The organism is Roseburia sp. AF20-18LB, from assembly GCF_003461185.1.
Classification (GTDB): Bacteria; Bacillota; Clostridia; order Lachnospirales; family Lachnospiraceae; genus Roseburia_C; species Roseburia_C amylophila.
Map to the genome: position 1 here is coordinate 23,967 of NZ_QTWP01000006.1, position 18,602 is coordinate 42,568.

Below are 18,602 nucleotides of genomic sequence, written 5' to 3' on the forward strand. Positions count from 1 at the left end.
TGTATGAAAAGAAGTATTACAGAGAAAAAAGGCTGTAAAAACAGGAACAGCCAGCCCGAAAGAATTTACGGACTGGCTGTATCAGCAGAGTAATGTAATTGTGGAGCTGACCGAGATATGAAAAGCTTTCTATCATCAATTTCGCATTATTGCAATAACAGATTGCTTCTTCCATGAATGAATAAGCAATATTGTCATCAAACTTTCAAGCATAAACATAGCAACAGCAAAAAGAGTAAAAGCAACAACCGGAAATACAAATCCCGTAGACATGCCTGCATTTTTCAAAAATATACCGATTGCATATCCGCCGGGGATTCCAACAACAGCAGTTATAAGCAATGCAATCAAAGTAGTAAAAAGACCTTCCATCATAAATGCTTGCTTCAACTGCTTATTTGTCATACCAATAGATTTTAGTGTGCCCATTTCCTGTTTCTGTGATAAAAGATTTGTCACAGTAAGATTGATTTGATTGATGACCGCAAATATCCACAAGATGGCTGCAATCGCATAAGCTAATGTAAAACCTGCACGATTGTCTGATTGGTGTTCTACAATAAAATCTTGAAGGGTTTGTAAGCGAACATCCCTATTGTCAGAAACGAGTAATTTGAGTTCTTGCTCGATTATCTCCTGATATTCAGCTTCTGCTTGTATTTCGATTGCGTATGTACAGTCATAACCTGCAAGTTCTTTGAGCATATTTTCCGGCATTCTGAAAATATAGCCACCCATTCCATCATTGCTGGAAGTGATTGCACCAATTTTGAATGCTTTTGTTATTGTTTTACCACTATGATTTTTGAAATTAAAGGTCACAGTATCCCCAATTTGAGGTTTCCAATGGTAAACATCATAAATACGTTCGGGATCACTTACAACTAATTCTGTATCATCAGTAATATTTCCAGACAAAACCGCTGCATTTAGCGACGCCAAATCCTTTTCATTATAGCCGAGCATCAAGGTGCTATCTGAAATATCATTGTCTGTTGAGAAATCAACTGGTACGGTAGCATAAGTAAATATATTGCTAACTCCCTCTATATCTCCAACACGCTTTACATAATCAGAAAAATATTCTTTCTGCAAGAGAGCATCCAAATTTTCACTTTCGTTTTCTAAATCAATGCTGATTTTGAAATCTCCGTACTTCATATCCCAATAACGAGCCATACTCTCGGCATTAAAAGAACTCTGATAACTTGCTGCAAGGAAAAATATAACTCCGCACAGTCCCAATGATAAAATGGTCAATAGAGATTTTTTTCTGTTTCTGGAAAAGCTGATTTTCGCTAAATATACAGGCGTAATACGATGTCTTTTGTGAGTGCGGTAATTTACAATTCCCACTGGATTTTTCAGGGCGGAAATTGGAGAAGTATTCGCTGCAATTTTTGCTGGTTTACGAACACTAATATAAACAAGCAGTATTCCAAAAAGGCATGCGCCACATAGAGAAACAATAAATGCAAATACTGACCAGCCTTTTGATTGCAGACAATAGCTGATGATCGTTCCCATGATACTACCAATTAAAATCCCCGGAACTGCAAGCATATAACCCTGTTTAAGAACTATTTTATAAATTTGCTTTTTACTTGCCCCTATTGTCCGAAGCTGTCCGAACTCAGCAACTTTTTGTCCAACCGAAATATAGAAAATGCTGTAAATTACAAGTGCGGCAGCTAAAAACAAAATGGCAGCAACTACACCATATACCGCATAATTACTGAAGGACAAAGTTGTATTTACATAATCATAGTAACTGCTGACTGTCCAATTATTCAGTCCAGTCTCCTCTGAAATTTGAGATAATATTTCTGTTGCTTCGTCTTTTGTAAGGGTATCTGCATTTTCAAGCCAAACATATCCATTAAGCAGGTTATTTCCACGTAATTCCCGGCATTTTTCAAGTGAAACAAAAACAGGATAAGCGGTAGAAGTTTTATCATGATAAATACCAACAATAGTATAATTCTTCAAAGTACCATCCAGATTCAACTGAACTATGGCGTTGATTTCCGGAGACTTATTTTCACTGGCAAAAAAGGCATCTGTAACAGCAATTTCACTTGCTTTCTCTGGATATTTTCCGTCAAAGGCAGGAATCAAACTAAGCATGTCATCATCATAATAAATCAGAGACAGTTCTTTAGAATTTTCTTTCACTGTTTTGATATTACAGGAAAGTCCTACACTTTTTACTTCTTCGTTTGCTAACAACTTTTCTTTACTGTCCTGCGTAATGTCAAAGAAAATCCCTTGATGTAATCCTTCGATTTCTTTCTGATTTTGATAAATGATATTTTGCACTGTGAGCAACGACATCATTATCATAGCAACGGCTACAATAATTGCCGAAAGGCAAAATAAGTTTTTCTTCTTATCAAAACGCACACTTTTTCGTGCTAATTTTTTAATTACTGCACTGGTATCATTTTCAAAAGGATAATTCATAATTCCCACCTCCTTTAGCCAACAATTTTACCATCTTCAATCCGTACAATGCGGTCTGCGAGTTGAGCGATCTCGTTGTTGTGAGTAATCATTACAATGGTCTGATTAAATTCTCCGCTGGTATGCTTCAAAAGCCCTAACACATCTGCACTGGTCTTGCTATCAAGATTTCCGGTCGGTTCATCAGCAAGGATAATCGCAGGCTTCGTAATTAAAGCTCGTGCAATCGCTACACGTTGCTGTTGACCGCCTGAAAGATTGTTCGGCATATTTTCCAGTTTATCTTCTAAAGCCAACATATACACAACTTCGTCCATAAATTTCTGGTCTACTGTATCGCCATCCAGTTCCACAGGCAGGACGATATTTTCATATACATTCAAAATCGGAACCAGATTATAATTTTGGAAGATAAATCCGATGTTACGACGGCGGAAAATTGTCAATTCATCATCATTCTTTTTTGCGAGTTCTTCTCCCCGTACAATCACGCTGCCGGAAGTGGGGGTATCAAGTCCTCCCATCATGTGAAGCAATGTAGACTTACCGCTGCCGGAAGTTCCAACTACGGCAACAAATTCTCCCTGTTCCACAGTAAAATTTACACCATTAAGGGCACGAGTAATATTTGGTTCTGTGCCGTAATACTTCTTTAAGTCGATTGTTTGTAAAATGCTCATATTCAAATGCTCCTTTCAAGGCTTTCTATCTGTTGATAAAGCCATTGTAAACCACAAATGTTACACAAATGTCCGAGATAGAAAAAATTTTTATCGAAAATCAGAGTGAAATGTTACAACGCTCGGACATTTCAAAAAAAGTGGTTATATCTTACCTTACAGGAAGCATAATAGAAAATTCTGAGCCTTGCCTCAGCTCTGAAACAACCTTGATATAGCCCCCTTGCCTTGTTACAATCTCACGAGCCAAATACAAACCTATTCCCACACCCTGTTGATCGTGTACTTCTTCCTCACGATAGAAGCGCCGGAAGATGGCAGCCTGATTGCTTTCTGAAATGCCCTTGCCGGTGTCGGTCACTTTGACCTCTACGTACATTTCCCACTGAACCACTGATACAGAAATCTTTCCACCTGACGGAGTGTATTTTACTGCATTGTCCAGCAGATTGAAAAGGGCTTCGCTTGTCCACTTGCTGTCATGGGAGATTATCAAATTTTCCGGGCAATCCACGGATACAGCAATTTCTTTTTTCTCTGCGGCATATACAATACTGCTCATGGCTTGTGCAAGCGTATGGAATAAGCTGCTGTCTTTCTTTTCTAATCGTATTGCTCCGGTTTCCAACCGGGACGTTTTAACCAGTGCTTGGAACAGAAAATCCAGTTTATCAGTCTGACTACGTATGCCTTGTAAAAAGTCCATCCGTTCTTCTTCTGAAACAGGCTTTGTTAAAAGTGTGTCCGTTACCATTTGCAAATTGCTGACAGGCGTTTTAACTTGATGTGAAATATCAGAAATCAGCATTTGAAGCTCCTGTCGTTCCATGTCTACCTTGTGCCGGTTTTTCTGCATAATCTCATACAACCGAATTAAGCGGTGGTTGATACGGGCAAAAAGAGTTTCACTATCATTTGACTTTTGTAATTCCTCGTTTCCATCAATCATGTTGTCCAGCGTCCGGCACAAATTAGAAGTAAAATGAGAAAGGCGTTTTCCAAAAATCAGCACCAATAGCCAAATCCAGAAAAACGCACAGAGTGTCAATGTTCCACCCACTATAAAAATTCGTATATCCTGCATTATACCGCCGAAAATACCGGTAATTACCAGCATAGAGAAAACCATGCCAGCACTAACCAGTCTACAAATTTTCTTAGCAGAAAGGTTATTCAGATTCATTTCTTTTCGCCTCCTGTCCATTGATACCCCATACCATAAACCGTTTTGATATATGTGTCGCCATCCGCTTCAATCTTACTGCGAATACGGCTGATAGAAGTAGTAAGGGTATGTTCATCTACATATTTTTCATCAACATCCCACAGTTTTTCTAAAAATTGTTGGCGAGTAAGTACCTGCTTCGGATTTTTAAGAAATAGGTTCAACATTTTATATTCCATCGCAGAAAGTGCTAATGGTTTCCCGTTCAAACTTGCAAATTGTTCCGAAAAATCCAGAAACAAGCTACCATCCTCGTAAATATCCTTAGCTGGTTTGTGATGCTCCAACATAGCGAACATGGCTTTGATTTTTCGCTGCAAAGCACTAATCGAAAAAGGTTTCGTGATATAATCCACTGCACCAGCTTCATATCCCCGTATCTGATTGCTTTCCTGATCGTTGGCAGTTAGAAATATAACTACTGTATCAGGATGCTCTGGCTTGATAAGACGGCATAGGTCATAACCATTTCCGTCTGGTAAATTTATATCCAGCAATACCAAATCAAAAATGTTTGTTTTTAATGATTCAGCGGCTGTCCTTGCATTCAGAACAGAAGTTATTGTGTAACCGTCCAATTCCAAATTATAAGTAAGCGTTTTATTCAAAAGATTATCATCTTCGACAATTAAAATATGCTTCATATTATCACTTCCTTTTCTTTTTGCAGATAGTATAACAGGCAAATGTCCGAGAATTGTTACAAGGACAAATATATTTTTCATTTTACAGCTTTTTTCTGTGTACTGCAATTTTATAAAAGAAAGGACAGCAGTGTCAAATTGCTGTCCTTTCTTTTATCATAGCTGGTAGTGTATAAGCGTGGGTTCATCATATCGGGTGTGGTATCTTTAACTACAGGAAACTCCCTACAACACTATCTCACTTCTTGCTTAATAAAGTTCTAATGAATCTTCTGTATCCACCCACATCTGTAAATTGCCATCAAGATATAATCTTGCATATTCCAAAGGCTCATCCACAGCCAATGAAGTAAGCGCACATTCTGATCCATATGTGGTTTTTAAATTTTTTTCAGCTTCCCAGCAATCAATGCGAAGCATATATCCAGCACTTGTGTAAACATCAATACTATCGTGGTTTATATTATATTCTGCATAAATTGTTCTCATCGTATCTTATCTCCATTTTCTTTTGATAATCAGTTACAGAGTTAAATATCGAAAACATTTCAATCAGTTCACCATGTCGTTATTGTTATATGTTATATTGTGTTATGAAATTTTCTTTCCCTTAATTTTTCCCATATTAAGGTTCATGAAAAGCAATGGGAAAATGTAACACAAGGGAAAGAGTAAGGGAAAGTTCACTTGCTACAAACTTAGTATTTTCAAGGGTTTGCGAAGAATTTGATAATCAAATATAACAGTTATTAAATTTCCTAAAATATGTGAAATATCAACTGGAATTTATCTATCTGCATCGCAGCCATCTGCAAATATCGACCACCTGCACACCCTGATAATCATAAGTTTCATGATGTGTCCTTGCAATTACCATCTTAGGATATGCATCTCGTATTGCAAGCAATGGCGAATATTCCCTCTCAAATGTTGTTTCATCTGAAATATTGTCACTTACCTGAATGTATATCAGTGTGTCTCGTTTCTTTGCTACAAAGTCCACTTCTTTTTTATAAAGTTTACCAACATATACCTCATAACCTCTCCTTCGTAACTCCAGATAAACAATATTCTCATAAACCCTTCCAAAGTCCATATTTCGTGTACCATTGACTGCATATCGAAATGCTGGATCACAAAGATAAAACTTACTATTGTTTTCGAGATATTTTTTCCCCTTTAGGTCATACCGTTTTGCCTCATAAAATAGAAATGCGTTCTCTAAATAACCAATGTATTTTGATACTGTCTTTCTGGTAATCTCTCTTTGGTCATTATTTAATGTCTTGCAGATATTATTGGGAGAAAGCAGGTTGCCAATATTATCCATCATAAATTCAGATATACTGGCAAACTCTGATGTATTTCTTATTCTATATTTCTCAACCAAATCTCTTATAAGAATAGTCCCATACACATCTCTGATATAATCATACTGTCTATCCTCTGTCTTATATACATAAGCTCCTGGCATACCACCGGTTCGGACATACTGATCAAATGCATCATCATACCCATCCGTAATTCCATAATAAGTCAGATATTCCACAAAAGAAAAAGGATATACCTTTATTTCCATCGTTCTTCCAGTAAAAAGTGTTGCCAGATCTGAACTTAACAAAAATGCATTTGATCCGGTAACATAAATATCATAGATTCCTTTTGTATAAATACTATTGATTGCAAGTTCGAACTGAGGGCACATCTGAACCTCATCAATCAATAATACGTTATTCATTCCTTCTTTATATTGACCCAGGATATACTTATGCAATGCATGATATTCCAGTAAATGATCAAACTCTAATTCCTGAAGGTTTATCATTACAATATTGCTCTTTTCCTCTAACGACTGCAGATAAGTGATAAATTCCTGCAGCAAAACAGACTTGCCGCTCCGTCTGATGCCCGTGATTACTTTTATATCTGGCGTCCCATATAATTCAATCAATTCATCTAGATACTTTTGCCTTACCATAAACTGCATATCACTATCTCCTATTCCCATTTTTTTAAATTTCTTTATATTTTGGTAATACATTTTATGCATATTCTAGCACAGTCAGCTGCTTCTGTCATTATTCTATTCCCATTTTTCTTAAATAATTCATTTTCTGGTAATGGCATTTTCTTATAGAACAAAAAAGCAGCAGACATTTCGTAAGCGCATGGTTTGACGTTTCTTCCTAAAACAGACCACTCTGATTGCAGTTTAAATAGATTATCTTCACACCATTCATTTTAAATCTCGCCTCTGCATTGCCCTGTGGATACGGCTTCTTCCTGCTGTAACTGCAATCCATGACACCATTCTATTTCAGCGTATGAATATCCTCAACCTACGGAGAGTAGAGTTCGAATTTGCTCATTTATTTTTCCATCCCGTCCAGAAGCTTTATAAATCTTTTATCATTCATCTGCTCATTCGTAAGGTATTCTCCATTATAAAACAATGCATAGGTTGTAACCGGTGTCGGAGCATTTTGCGCTTCTTCTTTCGTTTCCAGTCTGGTTGCCTGAAACGGAACCTCTCTTTCCCTGGCAACTTCAAGAAGTATCCATTTGATTTTCCCCCTTCAATCAGATTAAGTGCATCTTTCAAAATTTTCTCCCCATTCATCATTCCAAAATCCATTGCCGGAATAACCATGATCCGTTCTGCTGCCTCCGGATATTTTTCAATAAACGTATTTTTCTTAAATCCAATCTGCGGTCCAAGTAAAATACAATCTGCAAGCTGTACTAAGGTACCAATTTCCGAATCCGGATAAGCTGCAATTGTACATTCAATATTATCTTTTGCTGCAGCCTGCTTCATCTTCTCCACACATATCCCTGTGCTCGCACCATGCTGACATACTAACGCAATTTTTAACATTCTATTTCTCTCCTTTCTTTGTCTGCTTATATACCCGTATAAGCTCTTCCACTAATACTTTGATTGTGTCCGCACTGTTTAAATGATCGCCTGCATGCATCATAAGCAAAGTTACTTTTAAGTCTTCCTCCTGCGCTTCACAAAAAAGAAGCTTTGTATGTGCTGCATGTGCCTTATTTAATGCATCCTCTGAATCCTGCAATACTTTTTCTGCTTCTTTAAATGCTCCCTGTCCTGCAAGTGAAAGTGCATTTAAAGCAAGTGTTTTCGCCTCTCCGGCATTTGCGATCATTTCCATACATTCTTCTGAATGATCCATTGTTCCACCTCTTTTCTAATCCTTAATTGATATCATAGTCATATCTTATCTTATTTTCTTCCAGATGTATTTTTCATCATTTGCACGGTATGTGTGCAAATGATGAAAAATTTGTGCAAAAAAAGAGGTGCTGCATTGTGCAAACACCTCTTTAGATAGATTTTTAAACGATTCTAAATTTCTATTATCTGCTCCACTTTTTTCTGAATATTGTCTAAGTTATCATGAAATATCTTAGTATAGTCCAATTTATTTATCCTTTAACCCATAACATTGGTACAACATATCTCTCATTTTTTCATTGAAAATTATAGCCCAAAAAGGCATTTTTGTTCAACGAACTTAATCTGTTAAATTACATCTTAAATTTATATTTTCCTTTTCCGTGACCGGACACTGGTTCAATAATATCTGCCTGCACCAAATTGGAAAGAAGTTTTGAAGCACCTGAACCTTTTAGCTCAAGAAGCTCCATAACTGCACTTCTTCCAAACACCTCATCAAAGCCAAACTTTTTAAAAAGTCTATGAATATGAACTGTCGTTTTTACTGAAAAATCACTACCTTTTTCGGAAAGCACACTTTCAATATCCACTTTTGTTTCTTGAATGTCCACTTTTTCATTCTCAATATCCACTTTCAAATCTCCAATGTCCACTTTTTCTTCGTTCAAAAGTCCACTTATATGAAGATTTCGATTATGAAGCTCATTTTTCTCGTTCAAGAGCAGATTTCTGAGAAACGCTTCCAGATACTCTGTTGTTTCGTGAATGCCTTTTTGCAGATTCGTATAATTTGCACGGACAAGTGCATTTCTAAAATACCACGCATTTTCCGCAAATATATCATTTGTTACAGAAAAGCCAAGTTTCCCGAGATACTTGATAAAGAATACTGCCGTTGTCCTTGTGTTACCCTCACCGAAAATGTGGATTTGCCACAATCGTGAAACAAACACTGCAAGATGATGAATAATCTCATCCATCGAAAGTCCTTTATAGCTGAAATCCCTTTCCTGTGAAAAATCATATTCAAGTGTCTCTCTCAATTCTGATGCACTTCCATACATTACAGTTGCACCATCAAGTACCCACTCTTTTTTCGTAATATTGTAATCTCTGATTTTCCCGGCATGCTTATATATTCCCCGAAAAAGTTTACGATGGATTGAGATATATTCATTCGGAGAAAAGGAAAATGCTGTTTCAGAAAGTATCCCTGCAATACGGGAAGATACCTTATCCGCTTCTTCTATACGTTCCTCATCCGAAAAATGCACAGGTTTTTCCCCATAATAGCTGTCGATAAGGCTCTGTGCTTCTTTCATTGTGATTTTGCCTTCAATATTCTGAATGGCAGTATCAATCAAATATTTAGATGGTTTGAGTCCGTCCACTGCCTGAAGTCCGATTGCCGTACTCCAGGCATAGCTTTTGCCTGCTTTGTCTGGTTCTGCCTCTTTCAGATATTCTTTAAATGGATCTTTTTCCATACCCGCTACCTCAATTCATATGCATTACCTTTATGGCAAAATTCCCCACCAGTAACCTGATGGGGAATATCTATTTTTATTCTTAATATAATTTTGCACCAGCAGGAATATGGTTATCAACCATAAGAAGATGAAGTTCTTCATCTTCTGAATCCTTAAGGTTATTTACTGCTGAAAGTAACATACCACAAGATTCAATTCCCATCATCTTTCTAGGTGGAAGATTTGTGATGGCAATAAGTGTCTTTCCAACAAGCTCTTCTGGCTCATAATAAGCGTGGATTCCGCTTAAAATAGTACGGTCTGTGCCGGTTCCGTCATCAAGAGTAAACTGTAACAGTTTCTTTGACTTTGGTACTGCAACACATTCCTTAACCTTTACCGCACGGAAATCAGACTTGCTGAATGTATCGAAGTCTACTTCTTCCTCAAATAAAGGCTCAATCTTTACATTTGAAAAATCAATCTTCTCATTTGCTGTAAAGAATCCGTTGTTATCGTTTGCAGCTTCTGCTGCATCTCCCTCGGAAGACTTGGAAGCCTTCTTGTCGGAGTCGAGTGACTTCATTGTCGGGAATTTTTTTGATTGCTAAGCTAACTCTTGTATATCCTTGTAAACCCTTGGAAAATGGGCTTTCCCGGATTCTATATACTTGGATACTCTTGGACGTTTTTTTGACTTTTGTGTGTCCAAAAGATGTCATTCGCCTTAAAATACGTCTTTTTATTTTATGCATGTACTGCTGTGTCAAACACAACAATACTTAGCAAGTATAACATATTTGCCACAGTATGAATAGGTATATTTTTCAATCTTCAAAGAGTTCAATCGCAGGACTCTTTTCTAAAAAATATCCATATTTTTTGATAATTTCTCAATTACTGATTTGGTAACATCTGGGTTTGCTTCTGCATATATGTTCATGGTAGTCGATACATCAGCATGTCCCATTACCTCTTGAATTACTTTGATGTTGGTTTCATTCTCGCAAAATCTTGATGCAAACGTATGTCTGAAGATATGGCAGGAGAATCTTGGAATCATAACAGGTTCTCTCTTCTCCTTTTTAGCAGCCACCTCTTCTTCTGAATTATGTGTATCCACAATTCTCTTGATTGCCCGGTTTACTGCTGCTGGGTTATGTGGCATCCCAAATCGGTTTGTAAATACAAAATTGGTCATTCCATCCACATTCTCAACACAAAAGCCTTCTTGCTTCTGTCTCTCATATTCTTCCTGAAGCACATCATATACCTGCTGCATCATAGGTATTCTACGATTACCAGCTTCCGTCTTTGGCAAAGATACTCTAAACTCACATTTATATGAATCATCCGCTCTCTGGTAATAGGTTAAGCTATGATTGATATCAATGATTCGATTCTCCAAATCGATATCATCCCAGCGTATCCCAATTGCTTCTCCTATTCTGCATCCAGTTCCTAACAAAAATACAAAGAATGGATACCAGTGATAAAAGAACGGATTCTTTGCTACATACTCCATGAATTTTCTCTGCTGATCCACAGTCAACGCTCGCCTTGTTTTTCTGGCACCACCATTACGCTTCTTTACTTCACAGTATGCTCCGTCTACCGGATTCTTCCTTATGATATCATCTCTGACAGCAAGCTGAAATGTAGGTCTTAATACTGTGTTAATTGTCTCAAGCGTATTAATCTGTAATCCCTGATTATTAATCAAGTCTGTATAAAAGAATAACACGTCTGAGTATTTCACATCTCTTACTTTCTTCTTGCCAAATGTATCACGAATAAAATGATTCCATGTATACAAATAATTACTGTAAGTAGTGCTACGCAATTCTGTTTTAGTTGATATGTACCTGTCAAACAAAAAGTTTACATCAGCTTTTCCTGCGACATAGATATCAAGTCCATCCAACTGGTCTTTTTGTAACTGTTCTTCTCTTTCTCGAAGCTTTACCAAAGACTTTGCATAAATGGTTCTTTTCTTGCCTAATGGATCAATATATACATATGAGTATCTTCCGTCGCCTTTTCTGTAACCCTCACCCTTTCTTAATACTCTGCCTTTACCATCTTTTCTACAAGCCATTATTCTCTCCTTTCCGGAGAAAAGAACCTGTTCTACTGATTAGCCTGCTGCTTCATTTGTAATTCAACACCCATTCTAATCAATTGCGAAATGGATAGATTATGAGTCTCAGCATACTCAACCATTATCTGGTATTCCTCTTCTTTGAATTTAACAGTTACCTTATGATCAAAAGGTTTATCTGCTTTTGGTCTTCCAGTTCTAGCCATCTGTATGCCTCCTTCATATCTTAGTCATATTATACTTTTGGTCTGACCGAAAGTCAATACATTTTTTCTCTCTTTGCTCATTTTTCTCCATACTTGTTTGTATTTCTTCTATATTAATGCGTCATTTCTCATAATTACTTATAAAACTCGTCATCTACAATATGGAAAGTCTCCAGATATTCATCAATAATATCCAGATTAACCAACACCAGCTGATTCACTTTATAACATGCCTTTGCATCCTTCGCTAACTGCATAAACTTTGACACACTCATTGAATACATCTCTGCTCCTTCTGAATATCTGACAAATCTTTTATTATTAGTCTTTTTAGTTCTGCTGTCCATTTGCTAACTCCTCCATTACCATTTTGCGAGCTACAGGTAACAGATCAAACTGTCGTATCAATGCTCTGTCTATTTCTTCTCTCACGCCGGAATCCTCAATGACAGTTCCACTTTTTGCTCTAATGCAGCCTTTTGAAATTGTCTGTGCATCTTCAGGCATAAAATCAGAGATCTTACTTAATCCAAATCCACTCACATCCTTCGGATTTAAAATCACATGTACCGGAATATCCTTTAACTTACTGCTCAAAGGGACTACTGACACCTGCGGTGCACCATCATGATTACTTGCATCACATGAAATAATTATTCCTGGTCTGATTCCGCCCTGAATGCCATGTGGGTTTTTCCCAAAATCCGCATACACGACATCAAATTTATTATATTTACCATACTTTCTTTTTTCTGTTCGTCTGCTCATATCTATGCTCCCTTCTTGATGTGCATATCCAATCTGCCCTCATCTACAGTCACCACAATGCCGCCTGCTTCAATAACCAGTCCTACCTTAAAATAAGCATCCGCAACACTGCTGGATATAGCTGCCATATTCGCAACAACTACTCCACTGATTTGCTTTTTGCGAATCATATTCACAATCTGATTCCACTGGCGATCAACATCTCTCTGCGAAAAGCCATTGCGTCTTATCTTTCCCACGATTGAATATTCTTTTCTCTTTACAAATTCATGTATATATTTGCTCTGCTTGTCTTCAAGCATATTTACTTTTTCCAATGGAGCCTGCACTGAAAGATATTCTATGCAATCCATCTTTTTAATCTTTCTTCTCATTCTCTGCCTCCTATGCTGACTTCAAAGCCTGCTCTATCATAAAATCAAATGTCTTTTTCAAATAATCCTGCTTATCTGCAGGTAACCGCTTTAGCCTCGAATCTAATGAATCCGGTGTACAGTCTATTGCAAGTAAGCTATTTGCGTCTGTTTCATAAACTTCCATAAGCATATACAAATTTTTCATGCTCAAGTTTCTTCCTCCTTGCTCCACCTGTCCAAGTGTCGAAACACTTATTCCAGTTTTAGCAGCAACCTCTTCAATGAGAAGTCCTTTGTCCTTACGGATATCACGAATCACCGGACCAATTTTATATCCTTCATATTTCATCGTCGTACCCTCCAATGTCCTGTGCCATTTCCCTAATCATCTCTACAGCTGCATCTTCTGTCTCGTACTGACCAAGCCACTTCCCACTTGAATCATGTACAACTGTTCCGAATGCAGTCTGTGTAAATCTGCAATCCTTCACAGCCGAGACTTGTTTGTCCCGACCGGAATGATTTTCTGTTGTCGCTCTACCAAAGGACTCCGTTAGCATCCAAAATCCTCTGCATGAGATACAATAATTGGCACCGGACCGACTTCAAGAGAATAGAGCCATATGCCCATATCTGTGATGGTCTTAACAAATTCTTCCAAATCATAAATGTCATCTGTGATCTCATTCAGGCTTCTGACTACTACAACCTCAAAGTCTTCCTCTTTAAGTGTTGCAAAGAAAGCATTCAGACCTTCTCTGTCATAGTCCCTTGTCATTGAACGATCACAATACGCATCATTGATTATTACTCCATTAGGCATTGCCTGATCACGCATATTCTCGACCATCTGGACTACATTAAGTTCTGCTCTGCGTGACTTTACAAATGCAATACCCTTTGCAAGCTCCTGATTATCTGTACCTTCGTTTCCTACTACGTTAAAATCTCTTTTATTCATTTTGTTATCTCCTTTACATTTTGATTTGTATTGGAGAGTATTGGCGCCTCCACTCTCGTGGTGTGCTGTTTCTAAGCACAATTATATTTTACAAAACATCCATATTTAATTTAATCTATTGGTATTCGGCTTTTATAAAAATAACCCCGAATACTATTCGAGGTTTTTTGTTTCTTGTATATCACTTGCTAGGTGTTATAATTGACTTAACATTTTTGTAGGAGTAGCATTTTCATGATTAACGCAGACAATTTGAAATGGATAATTCCATCTAAAGAACACAGTACAATTTCTGAAAATTGTATCAGATATATTAAAGCCGGACAGCAATACAATATGAATACTGTCGATGATGAAGTAATCATCCAGCTTATTAATCAATACCTTTGTTCTCTATGTATTCCAGCAGTTAGTAATCCGAAGGTAATTCCTAAAGCTCGTGAACTCAGACGTTTTGATTATGCCAGCTATAAAAAAATTTATAATCTAAAAGATAAACGAGATATTGTTTGGTTAAAATTCACCAAGAAAAAACATCACATCGGTGTAATCGGAGCCAGTTGTGACATAAACTTTAATTATGATACTACATCAGGCAAAATAATATCTCACTTGGGCGAAAGTTGGGATGAATCATATGTATTTATTTTTCCACTATATAATATTCCAGAAGAGCTAAATCGATCAGACATTGAAAGTGGCATTGGTAACTATCTCATAGCAAATAATATACCTATTATTGACTTCTATTCTCACAATTATTAATTACAACAAAATAAGCCAACTGCTAGTCTAACAATTTATATGTCAGACTAAGCAGCTGGCTTAGCTAATAAGATGTCTATTATCTGTTCAATTTTTGACAGTTCAAATGGATTACATCCCTTAAGTCGTTGAAATATACGTTCTATACCATCATTCCCCTGTAATTTATAATTTTTACCGAAATAGAAGTAGTCAGCAGAAACATCAAATATCTGGCACATTTGGATAACATGTTCTGGCATACACATAGTTTTTCCAGTTTCAAAATTTGAAACGCTTTCCTCTGAAAGAAACAATAATTCCGCTAGTTCTTGCTGCGTCATTTTCTTCTGTTTACGAATTGTCCTAATTCGTCTTCCAAACTCAACAGCATTATAATGAATTGTTTTGTGCTCCAACTTTCCACTGACACCTCCTTCCTTTCACAACAAATTATAAAATATTATTTACTCAAAGAACTTCTCTAGATTCTTTACCTGAGCATACTCCTCGATTCTTTTTGTTTCCTCAGGATTATCCTTTAAAAAAGCTCCTATTTTTTTTAGCCATGGATAGTATTCTGAAACCATCGTTATATTTTCAGGATCTCTAATCATTTCTATAGCTGTTTCACAATCCGATACCCCTTTTGCTAAAGCATAGCATTCAATAGCAGGTATAGCCTTGTCTTTAGCATCTTCTATCATAAAATCAATGATTTGCTCTAATACATGATAGTAATCCTCCTGAAAACTCAAATCTTTGACAATACTCTTCAAAAGCTCATCAGATAAGGTTTTCTTTTTCTTTTCATAATGGGATGCATAGTCCCTAAATCCATTTTCATGACCTATTACAATATCTCCACAAGAAACAGTACTGTCTCTTACCAATGTTTTAACTCGAAACTCCTCCAATTTATTCTTCAAAGCAATAGTGTTTTCTGCCATATCTACATTTAACAACCCTTTAATTGTTGCTAACCATTCATCTACTGTTACCATATCAGATTCACCAGTCATTTCTGCCCTCATAATTGGTTCTTTTACAGACCAATATAAAAGCAGACATATTTCCGAATCTGATAAATCTAGGCTTCCATTGAACCAGTCTACAATAAGTGGATACTCATCATCTAACGAACTCATTAATAAATTACGAACAATAGCAGCATCCGAATTAGGGATGAGTATATTATTTCCCTCCTTAAAATCTGATACCTTTCTTAACGCCACCTTCTCCACCAAAAAATTCATCTTTTTACGCAAATTCCTAACATAACTCTCCTGTGCCTGTTCTGAAATGTTCTTCATTGTTAAAATATCCTTGTAAATTTCTGCAGCTCTTATGCTCATACTTATGACTCCTCCAACGTTTTTCTTTTATTATATCATCGGGATTTCTTTTTAACAGGAACCAGTTTTGATATTTCTGATTCCTCTTTATGATTATAGAATACTTACTTTTTTCATTTCTGCATAGGACACACGATGTCAAAAAAAGAAGCAGAAATCAGTGAATTCCATCTGCTTCCTACTTCTTTTCCCTTTAAATTCAGTATTAAGATATGACATGCAATGTCCTACTGTTTATTTTTTTCTTAGTTTTTATTATAGATGAAAGAGATGTCAGTCCCATTTGTTCCAGGAACTCATTACATTCATCTATGCTACACTGGTAAAAAACATGTATTAATGCTATATAACCTCTTTCTATTTTCAAGTTTGTTCTAAGTTTGTAACCAGCGAGATCTATGAGTTTGTCACTCTCCCATGGTAAAAGTGACATTGCGATACAGCAAGCAATTATAAATTCTAAAGAAGGCAAATAATCTTCCTTGGTTCGCATTCTAGTTATTGTGCGCTCATCTATCCCAGTAATATCTGCTAACTCTTTTTTTGAAATATTATATTTTTCATCCATTAGCCATGTGAAGTATAACCCAAATGAATCCCCCGGACCTAGACCTCCTGTACCATTAACATAACCCCCCACCTCATTCATAAGATAGCTAGTACTATCTATTACGACACGACCTTTGCGTGACAGTTCTTGATATTGTTTTGCATGTATGAAATATGTTCTCACCTTTATTTCACATGTGTTATTTCTAGGCTTTCTATGTAAATGACCTCGATTGATTCGTGTCAAAAAATACAATGAAGGATTCTTTTTTACATCTTCCGAATAATATACTCCATCATTATTAACAACTATCGTATTATTTAAGCATATGCACAATTTATTCTGAAAATAAAAATAAGCACCTGAGCTTATAATATCTTTAAACTGATGGTTTCTTTTAAACTCTTGTTTAACATCATTTAAAGAAAAGGCATACTTATCGGCTACAAATACGCCATTACTTAATGTAGTATTTATAATCTCTGACATTTCTTTATTCGATAGTTTTTTTCTATAATTACTAATTTTCTTTTCGACTGCTTTGTTGACTTCTTTATCTGTTTTCACCATAAAGACTACCTCCAACTATATATATGATTATATCACATCATTCTCTATATGTATCTATCCAAGAAACAAGGAAATCATCTTATCAATCCTGTCCAGTTCATCCGCACTACAGCCACTAAGCTTAGCCATTATGCTGTCCATTAAAGGATTCTTAACTTTTGATGCACTCTCTATCCCATAGTATATGTAATCAGATGTCACCCCGAACAGCTCACATATCTTTGCTATATTCTCAGGCATACACATTGTCTTGCCATTTTCAAAATTTGAAACACTTTCTGCTGTAAGATATAATTCTTCCGCTAACTGCTCCTGTGTGAACTTGTTCTGCTTTCTGATTGCTCTGATTCTCTTTCCTGTCTCTACTGCATCATATTTGTAATTCATATTTATCCGTCCTTTCGTTTCTGTCGTGGCTAGAAACGTCTAAGAACCGATAAATACTCCTCGATATGTAATTTTCTGCAAATAAAAAAGGACACATGAAAAACAGTTCCAGTCCTCAAACTGGTTTCTAATTTTTCATGCGTCCTTAGGATGGCACCTTTGCGTATCATCAGCTTACGCTTATTGCAGGTGTCTCCCATATCATGATGACCACTAATTTAATTGTCTTGTCCTGTTGCGACCAAATATCTGCCGCAGCATCTGATGTCTGACTGTATTAATCAGATATAATACTTATCCTGTTCTACTCTATCCAGTAGCTCGCCTTCCTTGAAATTCTTCAAGGTCATTACTCTGCCACAATGGTGACATTTCATCATTACTCTCGGCAGTACCAGATAATTTCTGTTACCTGTAACCATGTATGAAACTTTCATACTCTTCTTACACTTCTTACAATAAAAATCTATAACTTTTAACTCTTTGTTCAATTCAGTTCGCTCCTTATTCATACAAAATCATCAATCTACAATTCTGTACTCGTAAAGGAAAGGGAAATCACCTTTGCAAGCCTTTTGCCGGGAGTTCCGATGAATGTCTGCACATTCCCCGGCTTTGCTGATCTAAAGCCAACTGATATGAATTGTGCTGTCAGCACATAATCACATCAGGCTCCGGCTCTTTCCATAAACCACATATTGTTATCTTCATAGAAAAGGAATATTTCCTTTCCATCTACCACACAGGTATAACGCTCTCCAACGCCGCCAGCCCTTGTACTGGCTGCTCTGCGCTTGTCTTTTACTCGTGTAATCTCATACTTTCTGCCATCTTCCCATGTTATCTCTTTGGGAATGAGCAGTCCGTCCTTTGAAAACTCTGCAAGTACATCAACATATACCTTATTGCTCAATGTAATCA

24 protein-coding genes and 2 pseudogenes are annotated in these 18,602 nt (G+C 36.7%); 1 reads left to right on the forward strand and 25 read right to left on the reverse strand.

Translation table 11 applies throughout. The features are described from left to right. Nucleotides 1-135: 135 nt before the first annotated feature. The 19 genes and pseudogenes from DWX65_RS10940 to DWX65_RS11030 all read right to left on the reverse strand — a co-directional run bounded on the left by DWX65_RS10940 (nt 136) and on the right by DWX65_RS11030 (nt 14,075). Nucleotides 136-2,463, reverse strand: coding sequence for an ABC transporter permease (locus tag DWX65_RS10940; protein WP_006859032.1), 2,328 nt, complete (start codon nt 2,461-2,463; stop codon nt 136-138). 14 nt (nt 2,464-2,477) lie between these two features. Continuing rightward, entirely contained in the window at nt 2,478-3,143 is a 666-nt protein-coding gene (locus DWX65_RS10945) for an ABC transporter ATP-binding protein (protein WP_006859033.1), read from the reverse strand. Between the two features lie 151 nt (nt 3,144-3,294). Further along, the gene (locus DWX65_RS10950; RefSeq protein ID WP_006859034.1) at nt 3,295-4,326 is read right to left on the reverse strand and encodes a sensor histidine kinase; all 1,032 of its coding nucleotides are present in this window, start codon (nt 4,324-4,326) and stop codon (nt 3,295-3,297) included. Beyond that, nucleotides 4,323-5,012 carry a response regulator transcription factor gene (locus DWX65_RS10955; RefSeq protein ID WP_009265522.1) on the reverse strand — a complete coding sequence of 230 codons (690 nt, stop codon included), beginning with the start codon at nt 5,010-5,012 and terminating at the stop codon, nt 4,323-4,325. Before DWX65_RS10955 ends, DWX65_RS10950 begins: the two co-directional genes overlap by 4 nt. A gap of 249 nt (nt 5,013-5,261) precedes the next feature. After that, nucleotides 5,262-5,501 (reverse strand): DUF6061 family protein, encoded by a 240-nt coding sequence (locus tag DWX65_RS10960; protein WP_006859036.1) that lies wholly within the window; start codon nt 5,499-5,501, stop codon nt 5,262-5,264. Nucleotides 5,502-5,802: 301 nt separating this feature from the next. Further along, entirely contained in the window at nt 5,803-6,999 is a 1,197-nt protein-coding gene (locus DWX65_RS10965; protein ID WP_117699137.1) for an ATP-binding protein, read from the reverse strand. Between the two features lie 382 nt (nt 7,000-7,381). Beyond that, on the reverse strand, nt 7,382-7,579 hold the full coding sequence (locus DWX65_RS15685) for a YoaP domain-containing protein (RefSeq protein ID WP_118173448.1): 198 nt from the start codon (nt 7,577-7,579) through the stop codon (nt 7,382-7,384). A 41-nt stretch (nt 7,580-7,620) separates the two neighbouring features. After that, nucleotides 7,621-7,890, reverse strand: a pseudogene (locus DWX65_RS15690) (PTS sugar transporter subunit IIB); the annotation flags it as partial. Between the two features lies 1 nt (nt 7,891). After that, on the reverse strand, nt 7,892-8,209 hold the full coding sequence (locus tag DWX65_RS10980) for a PTS lactose/cellobiose transporter subunit IIA (RefSeq protein WP_118173449.1): 318 nt from the start codon (nt 8,207-8,209) through the stop codon (nt 7,892-7,894). A gap of 355 nt (nt 8,210-8,564) precedes the next feature. Continuing rightward, the gene (locus DWX65_RS10985; protein WP_118173450.1) at nt 8,565-9,701 is read right to left on the reverse strand and encodes a Fic family protein; all 1,137 of its coding nucleotides are present in this window, start codon (nt 9,699-9,701) and stop codon (nt 8,565-8,567) included. An 82-nt stretch (nt 9,702-9,783) separates the two neighbouring features. Next, a pseudogene (locus DWX65_RS10990) lies at nt 9,784-10,278 on the reverse strand (hypothetical protein); the annotation flags it as partial. A gap of 267 nt (nt 10,279-10,545) precedes the next feature. Beyond that, the gene (locus tag DWX65_RS10995; RefSeq protein ID WP_004611641.1) at nt 10,546-11,781 is read right to left on the reverse strand and encodes a tyrosine-type recombinase/integrase; all 1,236 of its coding nucleotides are present in this window, start codon (nt 11,779-11,781) and stop codon (nt 10,546-10,548) included. A gap of 32 nt (nt 11,782-11,813) precedes the next feature. After that, a complete protein-coding gene (locus tag DWX65_RS11000) occupies nt 11,814-11,990 on the reverse strand; it encodes a DUF6290 family protein (protein ID WP_004611640.1) in 177 nt (58 codons plus the stop codon). Between the two features lie 134 nt (nt 11,991-12,124). Then, a complete protein-coding gene (locus tag DWX65_RS11005; protein WP_004611639.1) occupies nt 12,125-12,337 on the reverse strand; it encodes a DUF6462 family protein in 213 nt (70 codons plus the stop codon). Next, nucleotides 12,321-12,758, reverse strand: a complete 438-nt coding sequence (locus DWX65_RS11010) for a type II toxin-antitoxin system PemK/MazF family toxin (protein ID WP_008395276.1) — start codon at nt 12,756-12,758, stop codon at nt 12,321-12,323. Before DWX65_RS11010 ends, DWX65_RS11005 begins: the two co-directional genes overlap by 17 nt. A 2-nt stretch (nt 12,759-12,760) precedes the next feature. Then, nucleotides 12,761-13,132 (reverse strand): recombinase family protein, encoded by a 372-nt coding sequence (locus DWX65_RS11015; RefSeq protein ID WP_004611637.1) that lies wholly within the window; start codon nt 13,130-13,132, stop codon nt 12,761-12,763. Nucleotides 13,133-13,142: 10 nt separating this feature from the next. Beyond that, nucleotides 13,143-13,463, reverse strand: a complete 321-nt coding sequence (locus tag DWX65_RS11020; RefSeq protein ID WP_004611636.1) for a helix-turn-helix domain-containing protein — start codon at nt 13,461-13,463, stop codon at nt 13,143-13,145. Continuing rightward, nucleotides 13,453-13,605: a hypothetical protein gene (locus tag DWX65_RS11025; protein ID WP_242994293.1), complete on the reverse strand. Its 153-nt coding sequence runs from the start codon at nt 13,603-13,605 to the stop codon at nt 13,453-13,455. The genes DWX65_RS11020 and DWX65_RS11025 overlap by 11 nt, the downstream gene beginning before the upstream one ends. A 62-nt stretch (nt 13,606-13,667) precedes the next feature. Beyond that, entirely contained in the window at nt 13,668-14,075 is a 408-nt protein-coding gene (locus DWX65_RS11030) for a recombinase family protein (RefSeq protein ID WP_077326070.1), read from the reverse strand. Between the two features lie 234 nt (nt 14,076-14,309). Between DWX65_RS11030 and DWX65_RS11035 the strand changes: the two genes are divergently transcribed. Then, nucleotides 14,310-14,840 carry a hypothetical protein gene (locus tag DWX65_RS11035; RefSeq protein ID WP_117719293.1) on the forward strand — a complete coding sequence of 177 codons (531 nt, stop codon included), beginning with the start codon at nt 14,310-14,312 and terminating at the stop codon, nt 14,838-14,840. A gap of 47 nt (nt 14,841-14,887) precedes the next feature. Here the strand turns inward: DWX65_RS11035 and DWX65_RS11040 are convergent, their stop codons facing one another. The 6 genes from DWX65_RS11040 to DWX65_RS11065 all read right to left on the reverse strand — a co-directional run bounded on the left by DWX65_RS11040 (nt 14,888) and on the right by DWX65_RS11065 (nt 18,594). Continuing rightward, on the reverse strand, nt 14,888-15,238 hold the full coding sequence (locus DWX65_RS11040; RefSeq protein WP_117719292.1) for a helix-turn-helix domain-containing protein: 351 nt from the start codon (nt 15,236-15,238) through the stop codon (nt 14,888-14,890). A 48-nt stretch (nt 15,239-15,286) separates the two neighbouring features. Beyond that, the gene (locus DWX65_RS11045; RefSeq protein WP_117719291.1) at nt 15,287-16,174 is read right to left on the reverse strand and encodes a hypothetical protein; all 888 of its coding nucleotides are present in this window, start codon (nt 16,172-16,174) and stop codon (nt 15,287-15,289) included. A 205-nt stretch (nt 16,175-16,379) separates the two neighbouring features. After that, nucleotides 16,380-17,294 (reverse strand): helix-turn-helix domain-containing protein, encoded by a 915-nt coding sequence (locus tag DWX65_RS11050; RefSeq protein ID WP_117719290.1) that lies wholly within the window; start codon nt 17,292-17,294, stop codon nt 16,380-16,382. A 54-nt stretch (nt 17,295-17,348) separates the two neighbouring features. Further along, complete coding sequence (locus DWX65_RS11055) at nt 17,349-17,681, reverse strand: helix-turn-helix domain-containing protein (protein ID WP_118088030.1); 333 nt, start codon at nt 17,679-17,681, stop codon at nt 17,349-17,351. 281 nt (nt 17,682-17,962) lie between these two features. Beyond that, nucleotides 17,963-18,103 carry a hypothetical protein gene (locus DWX65_RS15015; protein WP_158564735.1) on the reverse strand — a complete coding sequence of 47 codons (141 nt, stop codon included), beginning with the start codon at nt 18,101-18,103 and terminating at the stop codon, nt 17,963-17,965. Between the two features lie 245 nt (nt 18,104-18,348). After that, nucleotides 18,349-18,594 (reverse strand): hypothetical protein, encoded by a 246-nt coding sequence (locus DWX65_RS11065; RefSeq protein WP_154266625.1) that lies wholly within the window; start codon nt 18,592-18,594, stop codon nt 18,349-18,351. Nucleotides 18,595-18,602 lie beyond the last annotated feature (8 nt).

What these genes read in the sequence shown, in the direction of transcription:
- DWX65_RS10940 (WP_006859032.1), bottom strand. Translation starts at nt 2,463, where the DNA reads ATGAATTATCCTTTTGAAAATGATACCAGTGCAGTAATTAAAAAATTA.
- DWX65_RS10945 (WP_006859033.1), bottom strand. Translation starts at nt 3,143, where the DNA reads ATGAGCATTTTACAAACAATCGACTTAAAGAAGTATTACGGCACAGAA.
- DWX65_RS10950 (WP_006859034.1), bottom strand. Translation starts at nt 4,326, where the DNA reads ATGAATCTGAATAACCTTTCTGCTAAGAAAATTTGTAGACTGGTTAGT.
- DWX65_RS10955 (WP_009265522.1), bottom strand. Translation starts at nt 5,012, where the DNA reads ATGAAGCATATTTTAATTGTCGAAGATGATAATCTTTTGAATAAAACG.
- DWX65_RS10960 (WP_006859036.1), bottom strand. Translation starts at nt 5,501, where the DNA reads ATGAGAACAATTTATGCAGAATATAATATAAACCACGATAGTATTGAT.
- DWX65_RS10965 (WP_117699137.1), bottom strand. Translation starts at nt 6,999, where the DNA reads ATGCAGTTTATGGTAAGGCAAAAGTATCTAGATGAATTGATTGAATTA.
- DWX65_RS10980 (WP_118173449.1), bottom strand. Translation starts at nt 8,209, where the DNA reads ATGGATCATTCAGAAGAATGTATGGAAATGATCGCAAATGCCGGAGAG.
- DWX65_RS10985 (WP_118173450.1), bottom strand. Translation starts at nt 9,701, where the DNA reads ATGGAAAAAGATCCATTTAAAGAATATCTGAAAGAGGCAGAACCAGAC.
- DWX65_RS10995 (WP_004611641.1), bottom strand. Translation starts at nt 11,781, where the DNA reads ATGGCTTGTAGAAAAGATGGTAAAGGCAGAGTATTAAGAAAGGGTGAG.
- DWX65_RS11000 (WP_004611640.1), bottom strand. Translation starts at nt 11,990, where the DNA reads ATGGCTAGAACTGGAAGACCAAAAGCAGATAAACCTTTTGATCATAAG.
- DWX65_RS11005 (WP_004611639.1), bottom strand. Translation starts at nt 12,337, where the DNA reads ATGGACAGCAGAACTAAAAAGACTAATAATAAAAGATTTGTCAGATAT.
- DWX65_RS11010 (WP_008395276.1), bottom strand. Translation starts at nt 12,758, where the DNA reads ATGAGCAGACGAACAGAAAAAAGAAAGTATGGTAAATATAATAAATTT.
- DWX65_RS11015 (WP_004611637.1), bottom strand. Translation starts at nt 13,132, where the DNA reads ATGAGAAGAAAGATTAAAAAGATGGATTGCATAGAATATCTTTCAGTG.
- DWX65_RS11020 (WP_004611636.1), bottom strand. Translation starts at nt 13,463, where the DNA reads ATGAAATATGAAGGATATAAAATTGGTCCGGTGATTCGTGATATCCGT.
- DWX65_RS11030 (WP_077326070.1), bottom strand. Translation starts at nt 14,075, where the DNA reads ATGAATAAAAGAGATTTTAACGTAGTAGGAAACGAAGGTACAGATAAT.
- DWX65_RS11035 (WP_117719293.1), top strand. Translation starts at nt 14,310, where the DNA reads ATGATTAACGCAGACAATTTGAAATGGATAATTCCATCTAAAGAACAC.
- DWX65_RS11045 (WP_117719291.1), bottom strand. Translation starts at nt 16,174, where the DNA reads ATGAGCATAAGAGCTGCAGAAATTTACAAGGATATTTTAACAATGAAG.
- DWX65_RS11050 (WP_117719290.1), bottom strand. Translation starts at nt 17,294, where the DNA reads ATGGTGAAAACAGATAAAGAAGTCAACAAAGCAGTCGAAAAGAAAATT.
- DWX65_RS11055 (WP_118088030.1), bottom strand. Translation starts at nt 17,681, where the DNA reads ATGAATTACAAATATGATGCAGTAGAGACAGGAAAGAGAATCAGAGCA.
- DWX65_RS15015 (WP_158564735.1), bottom strand. Translation starts at nt 18,103, where the DNA reads ATGGTTACAGGTAACAGAAATTATCTGGTACTGCCGAGAGTAATGATG.